Raw genomic sequence first — 14,633 nt, 5'->3', positions numbered from 1 at the left:
TTTTTGCGCTCAGTCGCGTTTGCGTTCGCGCGGTCCCGGCGCCCAGCCTCCCGGCCGGCGGCATAGCCGTTATTTCATGCGCCGTTCCGCAGCCGGAATGGCGTCCGATTGCTTCGCCTTGAATTCCCTTCTCCTGCGGTGAAGAATCGGCTCCGTGTACCCGTTTGGCTGGCTCGCGCCTTCGAATATAAGCTCGCAAGCAGCTTGAAAGGCAATGGAGTCGTCGAAATTCGCGGCCATCGGGCGATACGCGGCATCACCGGCGTTCTGCGCGTCCACGACGGCGGCCATTCGCTTCAGCGTATCCATGACCTGCTCCCGCGTGCAGATCCCGTGACGGAGCCAGTTGGCGATATGCTGGCTGGATATCCGCAGCGTGGCCCGGTCCTCCATCAGTCCGACGTCGTGGATGTCGGGCACTTTCGAGCACCCGATCCCCTGTTCGACCCAGCGGACGACGTAGCCGAGAATTCCCTGCGCGTTGTTGTCCAGCTCTTGCGCGATTTCCGTCTCGCTCCAGTCGGCATTCTGCGCCAACGGGATGCTCAGCATGTCGTCACGCCGATCGGCAAAGGCCTCCTTCAACCGGTTCTGAACCGCCGTGACGTCCACTTCATGGTAATGAAGCGCATGCAGCACGGCCGCGGTCGGGGACGGAACCCAGGCGGTGGTGGCGCCGGCCCGGGGATGGCCGATTTTGAGCTTCAGCATCTCCTGCATCAAGTCCGGCATCGCCCACATTCCCTTGCCGATCTGAGCGATTCCTTGAAGCCCGCTGGCCAATCCCACGGCAACATTCGATTGTTCATAGCTCTGCAGCCATCTCGCCGTTCTCATCTCGTGCTTCCGAATCATTGCGCCGGCTTCCATGGACGTATGGATCTCATCGCCGGTGCGGTCCAGGAATCCGGTGTTGATGAAGACGACCCGTTCCTTCACGCTTCGGATGCAGGCTTTCAGGTTCAGGGACGTTCGACGCTCCTCGTCCATGACCCCGATCTTGAGCGTGTGCCGTTCAAGTCCGAGAAGGTCTTCCACGCGGTCGAACAGCTCGCCTGCAAATGCGGCCTCTTCGGAGCCGTGCATCTTCGGCTTGACGATATAGACCGAGCCCTTGGCCGAATTCGTAAACTTGCCGTTTCCGAGCAAATCGTGCTTGGCGATGAGCGCGGTGATCACGGCATCCATCATGCCCTCGTACGCTTCGCGGCCGTCCTGGCCCAGTATCGCGGGGGTCGTCATGAAGTGACCGACGTTGCGGACGAATAGAAGCGATCTGCCGCGAACGCTGAACGCTTCGCCGGAGGGAGACAAATAGTCACGCTCCGCGCGGAGAGAACGCACGACCTCTTTCCCGTCCTTAAGGAAGGTCGATTCCAAGTCGCCCTTCATCAGCCCCAGCCAGTTACGGTAGACAAGCACCTTGTCCTCTCCGTCGACGGCCGTCACGGAATCTTCCGCATCCATGATCGTCGTCAGCGCCGCCTCCATCAGGATGTCTTTGATACCGGCGTCGTCGGCCCCCCCTATGGGATGGCTGCGGTCGATCTGGATTTCAACATGCAGGCCATGATTGCGGAAGAGCAGCGCGGACGGGCTATCCGGCGTCCCTTGATAGCCGATCAGCTTGCCGTTCTCCCGAAGTCCGGTCGCGTCCCCGCTTCGCAGCCGAACCGCCAACCGGCCGCCCGACACGGCATAGTTCGCCGCATCCGCGTGCGATCCCTGCGCGAGCGGAATCGCACGGTCCAGGAACGCACGCGCGAACGCCACGACATTGCCGCCTCGCACGGCGTTGTAGCCGGAGGTTCGTCCCGCGCCGTCTTCATCGCCGATCGCATCCGTGCCGTACAGCGCGTCGTACAGGCTGCCCCAGCGCGCGTTGGCCGCATTCAGCGCATACCGCGCGTTGTTCACGGGAACGACGAGCTGCGGTCCGGCCTGCAGGGCGACTTCGTCGTCGACGTTCGTCGTGGAGATTTGAACCTCTTCAACGTCAGGTTCGAGATATCCGATGGCAAGCAGGAACGATTTGTAGGCTGCGAAGTCAAAGCGGTCCCGGTTCTCCAGATGCCATTCGTCCAGCTGGCGCTGCATCTTATCCCGACGCTGCAGCAATTCCGCGTTGCGTGGCGACAAGTCATGGATCAGTCGATCGAATCCGGACCAGAACGCATCGCTCTGGACGCCGGTTCCCGGAAGCGCTTCCTTTTCAACGAATTCAAATAAACGACGGTCTACCTGAAGACGCTGCACGTTGACGCAGTGTGTCATCATCTTTCCTCCTTTTAGTGCTGCTTGCGTTCATAATAATGAACGTTGTTTATTAGATACTATCACCCGTCCTCGGATCGGTCAATTTATCTTCCTTGAATCCGCGCCAAGCTTAAATTGACTGCACTTGTCGCCGGTGTTAGGATCAGATCAGTTCATAATACCGAACGTCGCTCCAAATACAAGGAAGGTGAGTCATGGAACATAAATACAGCGTCCCCGCTCTGGAACGCGCCAACGCCGTGTTGACGCTCCTCTCGGAGCAGCCCTATGCGTGGAAGCTTTCCGATCTCTCCAAGCGGCTCGACATCAGCAAGAGCACGTTGTTTTCCCTGCTGCAGACGCTGGAACGCCTGCAATGGATCAGCCGCGACCGCAACGAAACCTATGCGGTCGGCAGAGCCCTGGGGCAGCTTGGCGGGGCGTTCTTCCGCCAGTTCGATTTGACCGAAGATTTCAAGCGGCTGGCCGAGCCCGTCATGCTGAAGCTGAAGGAATCGGTACAGCTGGCGGTTCTCGAAGGCGCCGACGTGTTGTATTTGGCCAAGGTGGCGGCCAGCGGCCCCGTGCAGATGGTGTCGGGTCCCGGCGTTCGGTTCCCCGCCCATGCGACCGGTCTCGGCAAAGCCTTGATGACCGGTCTCGGCGAAGTAGCGATCGTGCAAATATTTCCGCAGGCGGCGCTGCCGAAATCGACGGTACATACCATCGGCTCGCGGGATGCGCTTCTGCAGGATATCCGCCAGGCGCACGAGAACGGCTATGCGACGGATATTCAGGAAGGCGTCATGGGATTTTGCTGCGTGGCGGCTCCGATCCGCCGGCCCGACGGCACGACGCTGGCCGCGGTCAGCTGCTCGATGCCGATCCATCATTGGGAAGGCAAGAAGGAAGACGCGACAAGGGAAATCGTCGCGCTTGCCCGCCTGCTTTCACCCGGCATTTAATGTCAAAAAGACGCGTCCATCGGCCATGGACGCGTCTTTGTTTGCTTCGTATCAAGCGAATGAGGCGTTATTTCAAGGTTTGCGAAACAAAATCATTCACTGCTTGCACGAACGCCTGCGGCGTCTCCACATGGTTCATATGCCCGCCTTGTTCGAACATCTTGAGCTGCGAAGCCGGTATTCGCTCATCCATCTCCTTGGCCCATCGCGGTCCGCAGTTGAAATCGTGCTCGCCGACGAGGATTAGCGTCGCGGTTCGAATGGTTTCCAAGACTTCGCGAACATCCCACGTATACGGCTTGCGATTCGGATCGACGGAGAAATCCAACCCCTCCTGCCATTCGTCGAATCCTGCCGGAAGCGTCCAATAGTTGCCGAAGAATGCAGGCATCAAGCGCTTTAAAACGTTCAGGATCGCTTCTCTATCCGTCGCTTTGCCCGTAATCATATCCATCCAAGCCTGCTTCGCATCCAGAGCTTCGGGTCGATCCGACCAACGCTGCGCGAACGTCTCGAGTTGTTGAACTTGTTCCATGCCAAGTTCTTGATTCATGCACGGAGCCGAGCTGTAGAGCATAAGGCCCCCGAGCTCATCCGGATAATCAAGCGCATATTGAAGTCCAACGAAACCGCCATGCGAGTGGCCCAGGAAATAGGGCTGACGTGCTCCGACGTGCTTGGCTACTTGATGAGCGAAGTAAGCGTACCTCGACATCGTATAATCTCCGTCGGGAAGGTTTTCGGAATTCCCGGTGCCTACGGGCTCCAAATAGATCACGGTCATGGATTTTTCCAGCAGCGGCATGCGCATGTAGCCCCAATGAAAACCGGGGCCTCCCGCATGAACGAGACAAACCGGTCCTTCCCCCGCAATATGATACGCTTGTCGGATACCGTCGATGACGACCTCGTGCGTAGGCAGTGCTTCATTGGAGGCTTGAAAGTTAAATGTAGTCATGGCTATTCCCTCTTTCGGTTCATGTTCAAATACGGGATTCTTTGTATACAGTTTCATATAGAAAGTACTTGACTCTTGTATTGCCGTAAGCAATAATTGCTACATGGATAACAGAAAAACGCAAATCATAGATCTGGCAACATCGCTGATTCGAAAAAAAGGTTATTCGACCTTTACTTTTGACGAAATTTCAAAGCATTTAAGCCTTACGAAGGCAAGCATTCACTATCATTTCGGGAAAAAGGAAGATTTAGGATTGGCCGTATTGGATCAATCTTATCAGAGTTTGATCAACTTTAAGTCTATTGTTCAACTTCCGTCTCAGTCGATTGAAGAGAAGCTCATCGAATATTTCCGTTACCGGTCCAAACGGTTTGAAGAGTATGACATATGTCCGCTCACTTCGTTGACGTCTGATTATGAACTACTGCCGGAATCAATGAGGCAAAAACTGCTAGAGATAGCTGAATTAGAACTGTGTATCATCGAAGAAATCGTTAGGAAAGGACAAACTGATCCTGCAATCAATATGCGTGCTTTGGCGATCACAATCCTGTCCGCGGTCAAGGGAGCACTGCTGTACAATCGCTCCATGCGTGACAATTTCATTCCCGATATCCTGTATGGAATTAATCGTCTATTAAAATAGTCGCGCGAATGCGCAAGATAAGCGCAAAAAAATCATGGGCTGCCTAATGCGGCTCTTTTTCTTGTCTTCATCGTCGATTCCAAACGCGAATTAATAAATGAGATTCGTTCTGGCCATGATAAACTGCGGACGGCCAGAACTTAATCCCTTAATGCGGTTACTAACCTTCAACTTCCCTCAAAGTACGCGTGTTCGTCTTCCTATAGAACCAACCATTACTCGGTAAGCGTGAAGCCCATACGAATAGCGGGTATCGCCGAACCCGGATGGTCTGCACCGTAGGTCAATTGCGGCGCGACGTACACGTCCGGATTGGCCTGCTTGCCCCGGTAAATGCCCGGATACAGATCGAGGATATGATAACCGGGCTCGCCGGTAGCCGTAACCGTGAATGTCACGGTTCCCTGGCTGTTGAATCCGCACATATACCCCAGATAGGCATTATCGTAATCCAAATAATACGCGTTGTCGTATTCCGTCCAGCCGACGCCTTTAATTTGAATGGCGATCTCGGTCCCTGCCGGCCCGGCGGATGGCGTGATTTTGGTAATCGACGGCGAAATCGCCAAGTATACCTCCGCATACGCGAGGCCTCCCACCTTCAATTCAATTCGGTGGGGAACGCCTCCCAGATCGTCCGGGATCGGAAAGTCATAGCTCAAGCTGCCGTTGCCGTCCGTGCGGGCCGTTCCGAGCTTTCTCGTCTTCTCCGTGAAGCCCGCGCCCGTAATCCGGCTGCCCTCCATGGTATGCCAAACCACGTCCGCTTGTTTGCCTGCAGGCAATCCGCTAGCCTTCAACGTCACCGAATCCCCGACATGGCCGATGGATCGGCTCAACGTCGCGTTGACGCCGGACTTGTTCGCGAGCGTCGGCATTTGCACGCCGCCCCCGGCGGCTATCGGTTGCGCTTCTACTTCGTTACGGACGATCGGCGCTGCATCCGTGACGGTAAACGTAAAGCTTGGCACCGGCAGATAAGCGTTCGGAGCTTCCGTGAAGTTCACGTACGGCATCCCTAAGTAACCATGCCAGATGGTGATCGAATGCTTGCCGGCGGGACCTGCGGCTCGTATCTTCGCGCTTGCGCTCCCGTTCGTGGACACGGCGGAGATAAGTCCCGTCATTTTGTTATCGTAGGACAACTGCCAGTTGCTCTCCATGGTCGCGTAGCTGATGCCCTCGGCCTGCACCGTGATTTCCGTGCCGACAGGTCCCGACTCCGGGAACAAACGGAAGGTCGGAGCAACGAATATATTCGTTTGGGCGACTTTCTTGTTGTTCTGTCTTAGGTATATCGTATGGTCTCCCCCGAAGCCTTTCGGCACGACAAAGCTTCCATTCCATTTGCCCGTACTGTCGGTCGTGCCCATCGTCATCGTAGACTCTTCAAGCTGGTAGGACGGGCCGATGAAGCTGTAAATACCTTGAATGTCATAACGGCCCTTTTCGGTTTCCCACTGCAGCTTGACCGGCGCGTTCGGTTCCAGACCTTTGGACGAGAAATGAACGACAGCGCCTACCGTGCCGTTGTTTTCCTCGATCGTAACGGTCGGCGTAACGGACGCTGACTTTTTTTCGGCCGAAGCGTGCGACTCGAAAAAAACGGCGGCAAGCAAAAGCAGCGAACTTAGAATTGCGTAGGTTTTGACCATTCGTATCATCGCATGCAATGCATTTAACCTCTTTCGTCTGTAGATCATAGCTGTTCGTTATTCATCGGGGCTTACTTTGCCGCCGGTTCAGGGTCAACGATCGTAATGAGCGAAGGCATGACTTGGAAAGGCTTGTATTCGCCTTTCATGGAACCCGATTGCGCGGAAATGTAGTAGCCGAGCGTTCCCTTCGGCGTTTTATCCGTTACTTTGTAATTCGCGGTCCAAAACTTCTCGCCGCCAGGCGCGTCCGGCGGGTGCAGCCCCAGCTGCATGTCAAGCACTTCGCCCGTGGCGAGATGAACTTGCAGTTTCGCGTCTTCGGCCAGCTTGCCCGTAACCGGGTTTAATGCTTTCATACGGAAGACGATGCCGTCACCGACGGTGAACCGGTTCTGCAGCACGCAACCTGCGAGCTCGGATACGACATCCCCGTAGACGACCAGTTTGGATGCGAAGGAAAGCTGCGCCGTTTTGGTCTTTCCGTTCCAGGAGAGATCGTTCACGTCTACTGCGTCCGCGAGTTCTTTAATGGCCACCGTTGGCGCGCCATTCGTTTCCACGGCCTTGACTACTTTTCCATTTATGGTCGCGGAATGATTTTTGCCGTCGTAAGCGTATGTAAATCCGGTGAAAGCGGCGAATTTTTTCAGATCGACGTAGACCCTGCCGTCTGCAACATGATTGGCGGACGATACCAATTTCGTGCCATTAATGGAGATCGTGAGTTCCCCTTCGCTTGCGGATACAACCGCAGGCAAGCTGATTGCGATAACGGCGGCCGCCATTAACGCTGCCGTTTGTTTTTTGAGACCTGTGTTCATCTTGTTGTCCTCCATGCGTCTCGCACTGAAAATCATCGGCCTGCGGCCAATCGTCCCACGAAGGAACCATTAGCCCAGCAGGCCGATGTTTTTATATAACTTTGCGAGCCTTTAAATTATTTTCAATTCCGGTATTTTCTTTATAATAAAAGACCAGGATACGAGATACGATATTTAGTGGAAACTTCTAGCAGTTTCTGCATGGCTTCCGGCGTAGGCGGCTCGATATGAGCCTCCATTCCTTCCACGTAAGGGACGCCCAGTTCCTTCACAAAAGAATCAAATCCCGCAGGGTAGGCGGTAACCAGAAACTTAACCGTATCCGATTTCACCTTGAACGTGTGCGGAATGCCGCGAGGCGCGAACACATATTCGCCGGTCTTCACCGAAATCGTCTCCGTACCGAGCGTCATCTCTATTTCTCCATCCAGAACGTAAAAGGATTCGTCTTCTTTTTCATGCAAATGCAATGGAGGTCCATCATCTTTCTTCGCGGAACAATGCACGACGCAGAACTCTCCGTTCGTATCGTCGCCGCTCACCAAGATGGAATTAATGTCGCTTAGAAACAGGTACGTATTGTCTTTGTTGATATTTCGGTACATCATGCCTGCTTTGCTTTGATTACTCATCTTTTGTAGGCTCCTTCTTGATGTGAAATCATGTGAATCGTGCTTACTAACCGGCCGGTAAGTTTTTTGCAACTACTTGAGTATAACTACTCCCTTTGTTTTATGTCAACAATTCTGACATTAATAATATGTAAATGCCGCTGAGCGCTTCCGAATAATCGTAACGGACATTCTGCCGCGATCGACGAAGGTCAACAACTTTACGCAGCGGAGCTCGTGCCTGCCTGCATAGTTTTGTTTTTTTGGGGGAAATTAACGCCAATCCCAATATAGGAGGCATTCAAATGGCAAAAAATTCGTTGGTCGTACCACAATCGTCTCACGCGCTTGATCAACTCAAGTTCGAAATCGCTCAAGAGCTCGGTATTCAGCTTTCTCCCGATGGTTACAACGGAAACTTAACAACGTACAATGCCGGCAAGATAGGCGGCTCGATCACGCGCAGATTGGTTCAAATTGCCGAACAAAGCCTCGGGGGAGCGCAAAGCTTCCGTTAAGACGCAAAAACAGGGCAGCGGATAGCTGTCCTGTTTTTTTTGCAATTCGCCGTTTTCCTCGGCGCGCCAACCAAGGAGCGCGATATAATCGCCGTTGTCGAACAGCGTATAGATGTCGCGCGAGCTTTATTCAACCACTGTTCATACCTGCCGCTTCCAGGCGTGCATGATTGCCTTTGCCGGTTAATTTTGATTTTTCTTCTGTTTGGACAAGGCCGCGAAATATTCCAGTACGACCTCCCGGAATTCCAGCGCAGCCGGCGATATGTAACGACTCTTATGCCACAGTAAAGCGATTTCCCGCACCACTTCGTGCGTCTCGATCTGCAAATACTTGATGTGCGCGCGTTCATTCCTTGCCGTGCTCGGTATGAAGGCGATGCCGATGTCGGCTTCCACCAGATTGACCAGTCTTGCCGGCTCATCCCCCTCATACACGTAACGAGGCGCAAAACCAACCGATCTGCATATCGCGTCCACTAAATCGCGCGTGCCGTAACCGGCCTTTACTCCGACAAACCATTCCTCCTTCAGCTCGGTCAAGGACACGCTGCTTCGATCCGCCAACCGATGCCCCGTTGGAACGGCGACCAGGATGGGGTCGACGTACACGACCTGGCATTCGATGTCATCCCGTTCGACCGGAGGCGAGGACAAACAATAATCGACCTCGCCCCTCTCCAGAAGCGTAATCATTTCCTGCGTAGACAGCATTTGCACATGAAATTGAATATTTGGCCGCTTGCTTCGAAATTTCCGGAGAATGTCGTGCAGTACGCTTGCGCTGGTCACCCCTAATTCGATGGTGCCGTGATCGGGACTGGCCAATTCGCTAAGCTCCAGCTTCCCTTGCTCCAATTCGAACAAGGCCCTTTCCGCACGCCGAAGAAATCTTCGTCCGAACTCGTTCAATTGCAGCTTCCTGCCGACGCGATCGAACAGGCAGACTCCCAGATCTTCCTCCAGGCGTTGAATCGTCCTGCTTAAGGAGGATTGCGTTACGTGCAGGCTCCGGGCGGCCTCGGTCATATGTTCCGAGCGCGCTACCGCGAGAAAGTAATGCAGTTGAAGAAGCTCCAATTTCGCACGCCTCCATTCATTCTTTCTGATAAATCAGAGTATACCATGAAATGTATTGGAATGAATGATAGGTGGTGCCGATTCGCCCTTGACTACAAAAGGCATGAGCCCGGTACAAGACCGAACGCATGCCTAACGGTTGCCTCATAAAACATCATCTTATTTTACGGAGTCAGTGCATGGTTATTTTTTTACCACCGGCACCCAAAATTCGCCGTAAAACGTGCCGTCGCCGTTATCTTTGCGATACGTCGCATTTGGACCGCCGATGTAAGCGTAGTCGGTGATTTGGGACAAGACTTCGCCGAAAGCACGGTAGGTCAGCTGATCGAACAAAGCTTCCTTGTCGCCGTGACCCGCGACCACGATGTACTCGCTCTCCGGAAACTCGATGATGCGCGTGGCGTCAGCCACGGACTTTCCGGCTTCCACCGCAAAATAATTCCACGGTTTGCCTTGATAGACCTCATTGACCGACCATTCGCGATCGTCTTTCGCGGCGCCTTTGAGCTTATCGAACCGCCCGTCGGCCTTGAGTCCTCCCCAAAACGCGGCTTTTTCCTTTTGCATGGCCGGCATGTCTTGGAAATTCGACTGGATGGAAAATCCATAAGCGGTCAACGTGAATGATTTTTTGTGTTCCAGCGTGTAATCTGCCATGTGAATGCTCCTTTTTAGCCTTCGATTTTATTTGCGCGTAGCCACATTTCGCCGTAGAATCCACCGTTATCGGCCGCTTTGACGAAGGTCGAGTTACCCGGACCGACGTACTTGTAGTCCGTGATTTGTTGCAGGAGGCCGCCGAATACGCTGCCCGTGATTTCGTCCGCCAGGCGGTCTTTATCGTCGCCGGTGCCAGGCACGACGATGTAGTCGCCAGCGAGGAAGTCGAGCACGACCGTGCCCTCCGCGTCGAACTCGCCCATCACGCCGAAGCCGCGCCAAGCCTTGCCGCCGATGACGTAGTTGATTTGATATTCTTGCCCGTCGGCGAGCGCGAGTAGTTCGGCAAGCTTGCCGTTTTCGGTGATTTCGGCTTTTTTCGCCGCAGTTTTCGCCGCATTCCCTGCCCAGTCGTTGTAGTCTTCGAGCAAAACGCCGTAAGCCGTCATTTTGTAGTTATCCGAGATGGTTTTGATCGCGTAGGTAGTCATTTTATTCGCTCCTTTGTGGTTTGTCTTTACAAGATTGATTCTATTTCGAGAATGTATCAAAAAGTGATACTTTTTATTCGGAAGGTATTTTTGCTGCGTTTTTGCTACAATAATAGCATGAAAAAAACAGAACGAGTGAACCTGATCATGCGCTACATCAATAACCGCGCGCAGTTTACGATCGGCGAGATTCAGCGGGAGTTCAAGATTTCCCGCGCGACGGCGATCCGCGACATTAACGAGATTCAGGCGATGGGCTTTCCGCTGACGACGGAGCTTGGGCGCGGCGGCGGCTACCATGTCCTGCAAAATCAGTACCTGCCTGCCGTCCGCTTCACGCCGGAAGAGTTGAAAGCGATTTTTATCAGCTTTATCGCCTCGAAAAATTCCCAGCTGCCATATCTGCAAAATCGCCGTTCCATCACCGAAAAGCTCATCGGCATCGCGTCGCAAACCCAGCAGGACGAGCTGATCGAGCTGAATAATATTTTGCTCTTCGAAAATACGAATCCCGCCAATCCGAATCTCTTGGAGCTCGATGATTCGGCGCCTTCGGAGCTGAACCAGCTGATATCGCTTGCCGTGCGGGACAAGCACTTGCGCTTGACGTATGAGGAGAGTCCTGGCTGGCCGCAGTTGATAGACGTATTTTTGCTGCATATTTTCAACTCGAACGCGCGGTGGCTTGCCGAGGTTTATGATTTCGGCACGGATGAATTTCGTTATTTGCCTGTTGAGATGCTGCGGGATTCGGCCATTTCCGATCAAGCGATGAAATGGTCCGAACAAGAAATCGTAAATAAAAAACGGTTTGGCGCGCGTGAGTCCAATCTGATCGTGAAGCTCGATGCGACTGGGATTCTGCGCTTTAAGCGCCTGCACCCCCCGGGGATTATTCTGTCCTTTACCGGAATGTTCCAGTCGAGCGGGATGTTCAACGTTCAACTGGATGTGAACGATGTCGAGTCGTTGGCGTATTATGCGGATTGGCTTTTGTTCTTGGGGAAAGGGGTCGCGTTCGAACGGATTCCCGATGAGCTGCGCGCGATGTTGGAAGCGCGATTAAAGGTACCGCCGGCATTTTAACGGAAATGCGGATTTGTTGGCAAGCCTTCGTTATCTTCAGTAAACAGCAAGCTGCCGGCAACAAATTTGCCGGCAGCTTCTTTTGCCATTGCATGACCGTTATCCAGTTCGCACAAGTCGTTCGCCTTGATTACATGATCGAAATCGCCGTTTCTCTCACCTTCTGTTCGTTCACCTCTAATCCGAGCCCCGGACCGTCGGGCACGAACAGATAGCCGTTCTTGAATTCCAATTGATTATGAAATAGCGCCGACAGCTTCTCGTTATGTCCGGTAAACTCCTGATGGTACATGGCATTGGAGACGCTTGCGCAGAAGTGCAAGCTTGCGGCGGTTCCGATGGTCGGCTGGGTGTTATGGACGACGATGGGTTTACTCCAAGCTTCGCATAAGGCTGCGATTTTCTTGGCTTCGGTGAATCCGCCGCATTTGACCAGATCCGGTTGAATGATATCCGCCTTGCCTTGCAGGATGAGATCGCGGAATTGCCATAGCGTATATTCATGCTCCCCGGCGCTGACCGGAGTATCGAGCGCATCCGCTACCTGCGCCATGGCCAAATAATCGTATTGCGGCGTCGGTTCCTCGAACCATGCAAGACCGACATGCTCTTCCAGATAGCGCCCGATCTGAATGGCTTTATGGGCGGTATAGCCGTTGTTCGCATCGAAGCCGATTTTCACCTCCTCGCCTACCGCGGCGCGAATCGCTTTCATCATCGGAATCGCCGGATCGTTCGCGATTTCGCCCTTTAATGGCCCGTAATTCATGCGCAATTTAAGCACCGTATAACCATTTTCTACCTGGGCGCTCATGATGCGGGCAACCTCTTCGATCGTTGCCCGTCCATCCCATCCGTAGCTGTAATAAATGTTCACCCGATCCCGAAAACGCCCGCCCTGCAGCTGATAGATCGGTTTGTTCGTCGCTTTGCCGATAATGTCCCACATGGCCAGATCAATGCCCGAGATCGCTTCCGACTGCGCGCCGGACGGACCAAGCTTATAAGGCGCAAGCAGCAATTTCTGCCACAGCACTTCGACATCGAAAGGGTTGCCGCCGATCACGTGCGGCTTCAAGGCATGCACGGCCATCGCTTGAAGAACATGCCCGCCCATGGGCGAGCACTCCCCCCATCCGCTAATCCCTTCGTCCGTCTCCAATTTGATGAACAGACTGCCCCAAGGAAACAGGTACGTGGTCATGTCGGTTATCTTCATCGGACTACCTCCTTGTATCTCGAATATGGGAACCTAGCCATATCTTCAGCGATTATCATATTGGAACCTGACGTATACGAAAACCTTCTGATTCGGACTGTAATCTTGGGCCGTATGTCCTTTAACGCTCCACGATGCGGCGTACCCTTCAGGTATTTCCGCCGTGCCGTACGCGGTACCATCCGGGAGCTTCTTCACCGTAATCGGAACTTGGCGACCGTCAACCGCGGTCTCCATGCTGAGGTCGTACATTTTGCCTTCCGGAGAAACCATGGAGACCGTAACGGTTCCGTGGAAACCCGCAGGGGGACTCCAAGATCCGCTCAGCTCTTGCCCAGGGGACGAAACGTATCCGTAATATAACGCATACTCGTTCATGACCCCTCCGTTCGAAGCGGATTTGGTATCGGAAAGCTGGAAAGAACCCGTTTGGTTCAGTGCAATCCGAACGGGGGCATTACGGTCTGCCGTCGTTCCGTCGCCGAGTTGGCCTTGGCCGTTCAACCCCCACGACCAGAGGGTTCCATCGCTTTCGATGGCCAAATTATGGTAATCGCCTGTGGCGATGGCAGCTACCGAACGAAGACCCCGCACCTGAACCGGAGGTTCCGTTCTCAGCTCATCGCCCAGTTTAATCGGTTGACCGCCTTCGCTGGATCCCCACGCCCAGACGTTCCCGTCGTCTTTGACGGCCAAATTAATGTAACCGCCTGCAGCAATGGAACCGACCGAGTCGAGACCCTGCACCTTGAACGGCGGATCGATTCGATCTCCGCCCCATTCGTAATCGGATTGAAGTCCGCCCCATTCCCAGACGGTCCCGTCGCTTGCGAGGGCCAGACATTGAAACATGGAAGCATCGACGGCGACCACCGAAGCGAGGTTGGGTACTTGAACGAGATTCGACGGTTTCCCTAGGGAGCCCGTACCGATCTGGCCGTTATCGTTGGATCCCCAGGCCCAGACGGTACCGTCGCGATCGAGCGCCAAATTAGCGTAATCGCCAGCAGCGATGGCCACGACATCGAGCGCATGGCCGGCCGAATCTTGCGTGATGACTTGAACGGGCGCCGCGCGGTTTGTCGTTGTTCCGTCACCGAGCTGTCCTTGATCATTCGCTCCCCAAGCCCAGAGGGTTCCGTCGCTTTTGAGTGCCAAACTATGAACGGCGCCGGCAGCGATGGCGACTACCGAATCGAGACCCTGGACTTGAACGGGAGTCGTGCGCGTTGTCGTTGTGCCGTCGCCGACTTGTCCGGCGTAATTCAATCCCCAAGCCCAAACGGTTCCATCGCTTTTGAGCGCCAAATTATGCGCAGCTCCCGCAGCTACGTCGACCGCATCCGTGACGCCATCGACCTGCACGGGAGCGTTGCTGCCGATGTCCATGCTTCCATTGCCGAGCTGGCCATTCCAGTTCTCTCCCCATGCCCATACCGTACCGTCGCTTGAGAGCGCGATCGTATGAAATGCCCCTCCGTCAGCCCGTTGCGTCGTTTTTTCCGCAGCCGCCGCTACGTTGGATACCGATACAAGACCCACAACCAGACAGACGATGACCATGAATCGCAGAGATCGTTTTACCATCTTGATTCTCCTCTCCTCCTGCTCGGACGCGTCAACAACCAACCTTTTGAGCACCTAAATTTTACCATGCT

The 14,633-nt window shown here is 54.1% G+C and carries 14 protein-coding genes; 4 read left to right on the top strand and 10 right to left on the bottom strand.

Features of this window, described 5'->3' with window-relative positions:
• Positions 1 to 69 precede the first annotated feature (69 nt).
• Positions 70 to 2,274 (bottom strand): malate synthase G, encoded by a 2,205-nt coding sequence (locus GT019_RS13810; RefSeq protein WP_161743759.1) that lies wholly within the window; start codon positions 2,272 to 2,274, stop codon positions 70 to 72.
• A 197-nt stretch (positions 2,275 to 2,471) separates the two neighbouring features.
• Here GT019_RS13810 and GT019_RS13805 point away from each other — a divergent pair, with 197 nt between their 5' ends.
• Entirely contained in the window at positions 2,472 to 3,221 is a 750-nt protein-coding gene (locus GT019_RS13805) for an IclR family transcriptional regulator (protein ID WP_161743758.1), read from the top strand.
• 67 nt (positions 3,222 to 3,288) lie between these two features.
• On the opposite strand, the gene GT019_RS13800 is transcribed toward GT019_RS13805, so the two are convergent.
• Positions 3,289 to 4,272: an alpha/beta fold hydrolase gene (locus tag GT019_RS13800; protein ID WP_161743757.1), complete on the bottom strand. Its 984-nt coding sequence runs from the start codon at positions 4,270 to 4,272 to the stop codon at positions 3,289 to 3,291.
• 10 nt (positions 4,273 to 4,282) lie between these two features.
• On the opposite strand from GT019_RS13800, the gene GT019_RS13795 reads away from it, so the two are divergent.
• Positions 4,283 to 4,828: a TetR/AcrR family transcriptional regulator gene (locus GT019_RS13795; RefSeq protein WP_161743756.1), complete on the top strand. Its 546-nt coding sequence runs from the start codon at positions 4,283 to 4,285 to the stop codon at positions 4,826 to 4,828.
• Between the two features lie 215 nt (positions 4,829 to 5,043).
• On the opposite strand, the gene GT019_RS13790 is transcribed toward GT019_RS13795, so the two are convergent.
• The 3 genes from GT019_RS13790 to GT019_RS13780 form a co-directional block, all read right to left on the bottom strand.
• Positions 5,044 to 6,501, bottom strand: a complete 1,458-nt coding sequence (locus GT019_RS13790; RefSeq protein WP_161743755.1) for a hypothetical protein — start codon at positions 6,499 to 6,501, stop codon at positions 5,044 to 5,046.
• A 53-nt stretch (positions 6,502 to 6,554) separates the two neighbouring features.
• Entirely contained in the window at positions 6,555 to 7,307 is a 753-nt protein-coding gene (locus tag GT019_RS13785) for a hypothetical protein (protein WP_161743754.1), read from the bottom strand.
• A 140-nt stretch (positions 7,308 to 7,447) separates the two neighbouring features.
• Positions 7,448 to 7,939, bottom strand: a complete 492-nt coding sequence (locus GT019_RS13780) for a quercetin 2,3-dioxygenase (protein ID WP_161743753.1) — start codon at positions 7,937 to 7,939, stop codon at positions 7,448 to 7,450.
• 284 nt (positions 7,940 to 8,223) lie between these two features.
• On the opposite strand from GT019_RS13780, the gene GT019_RS13775 reads away from it, so the two are divergent.
• The gene (locus tag GT019_RS13775) at positions 8,224 to 8,436 is read left to right on the top strand and encodes an alpha/beta-type small acid-soluble spore protein (RefSeq protein WP_161743752.1); all 213 of its coding nucleotides are present in this window, start codon (positions 8,224 to 8,226) and stop codon (positions 8,434 to 8,436) included.
• 183 nt (positions 8,437 to 8,619) lie between these two features.
• On the opposite strand, the gene GT019_RS13770 is transcribed toward GT019_RS13775, so the two are convergent.
• From GT019_RS13770 to GT019_RS13760, 3 genes are all read right to left on the bottom strand, one after another.
• Positions 8,620 to 9,516: a LysR family transcriptional regulator gene (locus GT019_RS13770; RefSeq protein WP_161743751.1), complete on the bottom strand. Its 897-nt coding sequence runs from the start codon at positions 9,514 to 9,516 to the stop codon at positions 8,620 to 8,622.
• Between the two features lie 183 nt (positions 9,517 to 9,699).
• A complete protein-coding gene (locus GT019_RS13765; RefSeq protein ID WP_161743750.1) occupies positions 9,700 to 10,176 on the bottom strand; it encodes a GyrI-like domain-containing protein in 477 nt (158 codons plus the stop codon).
• Positions 10,177 to 10,190: 14 nt separating this feature from the next.
• Positions 10,191 to 10,670, bottom strand: a complete 480-nt coding sequence (locus GT019_RS13760) for a hypothetical protein (RefSeq protein ID WP_161743749.1) — start codon at positions 10,668 to 10,670, stop codon at positions 10,191 to 10,193.
• 147 nt (positions 10,671 to 10,817) lie between these two features.
• Between GT019_RS13760 and GT019_RS13755 the strand changes: the two genes are divergently transcribed.
• Positions 10,818 to 11,756 (top strand): helix-turn-helix transcriptional regulator, encoded by a 939-nt coding sequence (locus GT019_RS13755; protein ID WP_161743748.1) that lies wholly within the window; start codon positions 10,818 to 10,820, stop codon positions 11,754 to 11,756.
• Positions 11,757 to 11,886: 130 nt separating this feature from the next.
• Here the strand turns inward: GT019_RS13755 and GT019_RS13750 are convergent, their stop codons facing one another.
• Both GT019_RS13750 and GT019_RS13745 read right to left on the bottom strand, forming a co-directional pair.
• On the bottom strand, positions 11,887 to 12,975 hold the full coding sequence (locus tag GT019_RS13750; protein WP_161743747.1) for a mandelate racemase/muconate lactonizing enzyme family protein: 1,089 nt from the start codon (positions 12,973 to 12,975) through the stop codon (positions 11,887 to 11,889).
• A 45-nt stretch (positions 12,976 to 13,020) separates the two neighbouring features.
• A complete protein-coding gene (locus tag GT019_RS13745) occupies positions 13,021 to 14,562 on the bottom strand; it encodes an RCC1 domain-containing protein (RefSeq protein WP_161743746.1) in 1,542 nt (513 codons plus the stop codon).
• Between the last annotated feature and the right edge of the window lie 71 nt (positions 14,563 to 14,633).

This window comes from Paenibacillus glycinis, from assembly GCF_009909185.1.
In the GTDB taxonomy this organism is placed as follows: domain Bacteria; phylum Bacillota; class Bacilli; order Paenibacillales; family Paenibacillaceae; genus Paenibacillus_Z; species Paenibacillus_Z glycinis.
The sequence above is the reverse complement of the archived record's forward strand: the minus strand, read 5'-3'. Positions and strand labels throughout refer to the sequence as shown.

What these genes read in the sequence shown, in the direction of transcription:
- GT019_RS13780 (WP_161743753.1), bottom strand. Translation starts at nt 7,939, where the DNA reads ATGAGTAATCAAAGCAAAGCAGGCATGATGTACCGAAATATCAACAAA.
- GT019_RS13755 (WP_161743748.1), top strand. Translation starts at nt 10,818, where the DNA reads ATGCGCTACATCAATAACCGCGCGCAGTTTACGATCGGCGAGATTCAG.
- GT019_RS13775 (WP_161743752.1), top strand. Translation starts at nt 8,224, where the DNA reads ATGGCAAAAAATTCGTTGGTCGTACCACAATCGTCTCACGCGCTTGAT.
- GT019_RS13760 (WP_161743749.1), bottom strand. Translation starts at nt 10,670, where the DNA reads ATGACTACCTACGCGATCAAAACCATCTCGGATAACTACAAAATGACG.
- GT019_RS13745 (WP_161743746.1), bottom strand. Translation starts at nt 14,562, where the DNA reads ATGGTAAAACGATCTCTGCGATTCATGGTCATCGTCTGTCTGGTTGTG.
- GT019_RS13795 (WP_161743756.1), top strand. Translation starts at nt 4,283, where the DNA reads ATGGATAACAGAAAAACGCAAATCATAGATCTGGCAACATCGCTGATT.
- GT019_RS13785 (WP_161743754.1), bottom strand. Translation starts at nt 7,307, where the DNA reads ATGAACACAGGTCTCAAAAAACAAACGGCAGCGTTAATGGCGGCCGCC.
- GT019_RS13810 (WP_161743759.1), bottom strand. Translation starts at nt 2,274, where the DNA reads ATGACACACTGCGTCAACGTGCAGCGTCTTCAGGTAGACCGTCGTTTA.
- GT019_RS13765 (WP_161743750.1), bottom strand. Translation starts at nt 10,176, where the DNA reads ATGGCAGATTACACGCTGGAACACAAAAAATCATTCACGTTGACCGCT.
- GT019_RS13750 (WP_161743747.1), bottom strand. Translation starts at nt 12,975, where the DNA reads ATGAAGATAACCGACATGACCACGTACCTGTTTCCTTGGGGCAGTCTG.
- GT019_RS13805 (WP_161743758.1), top strand. Translation starts at nt 2,472, where the DNA reads ATGGAACATAAATACAGCGTCCCCGCTCTGGAACGCGCCAACGCCGTG.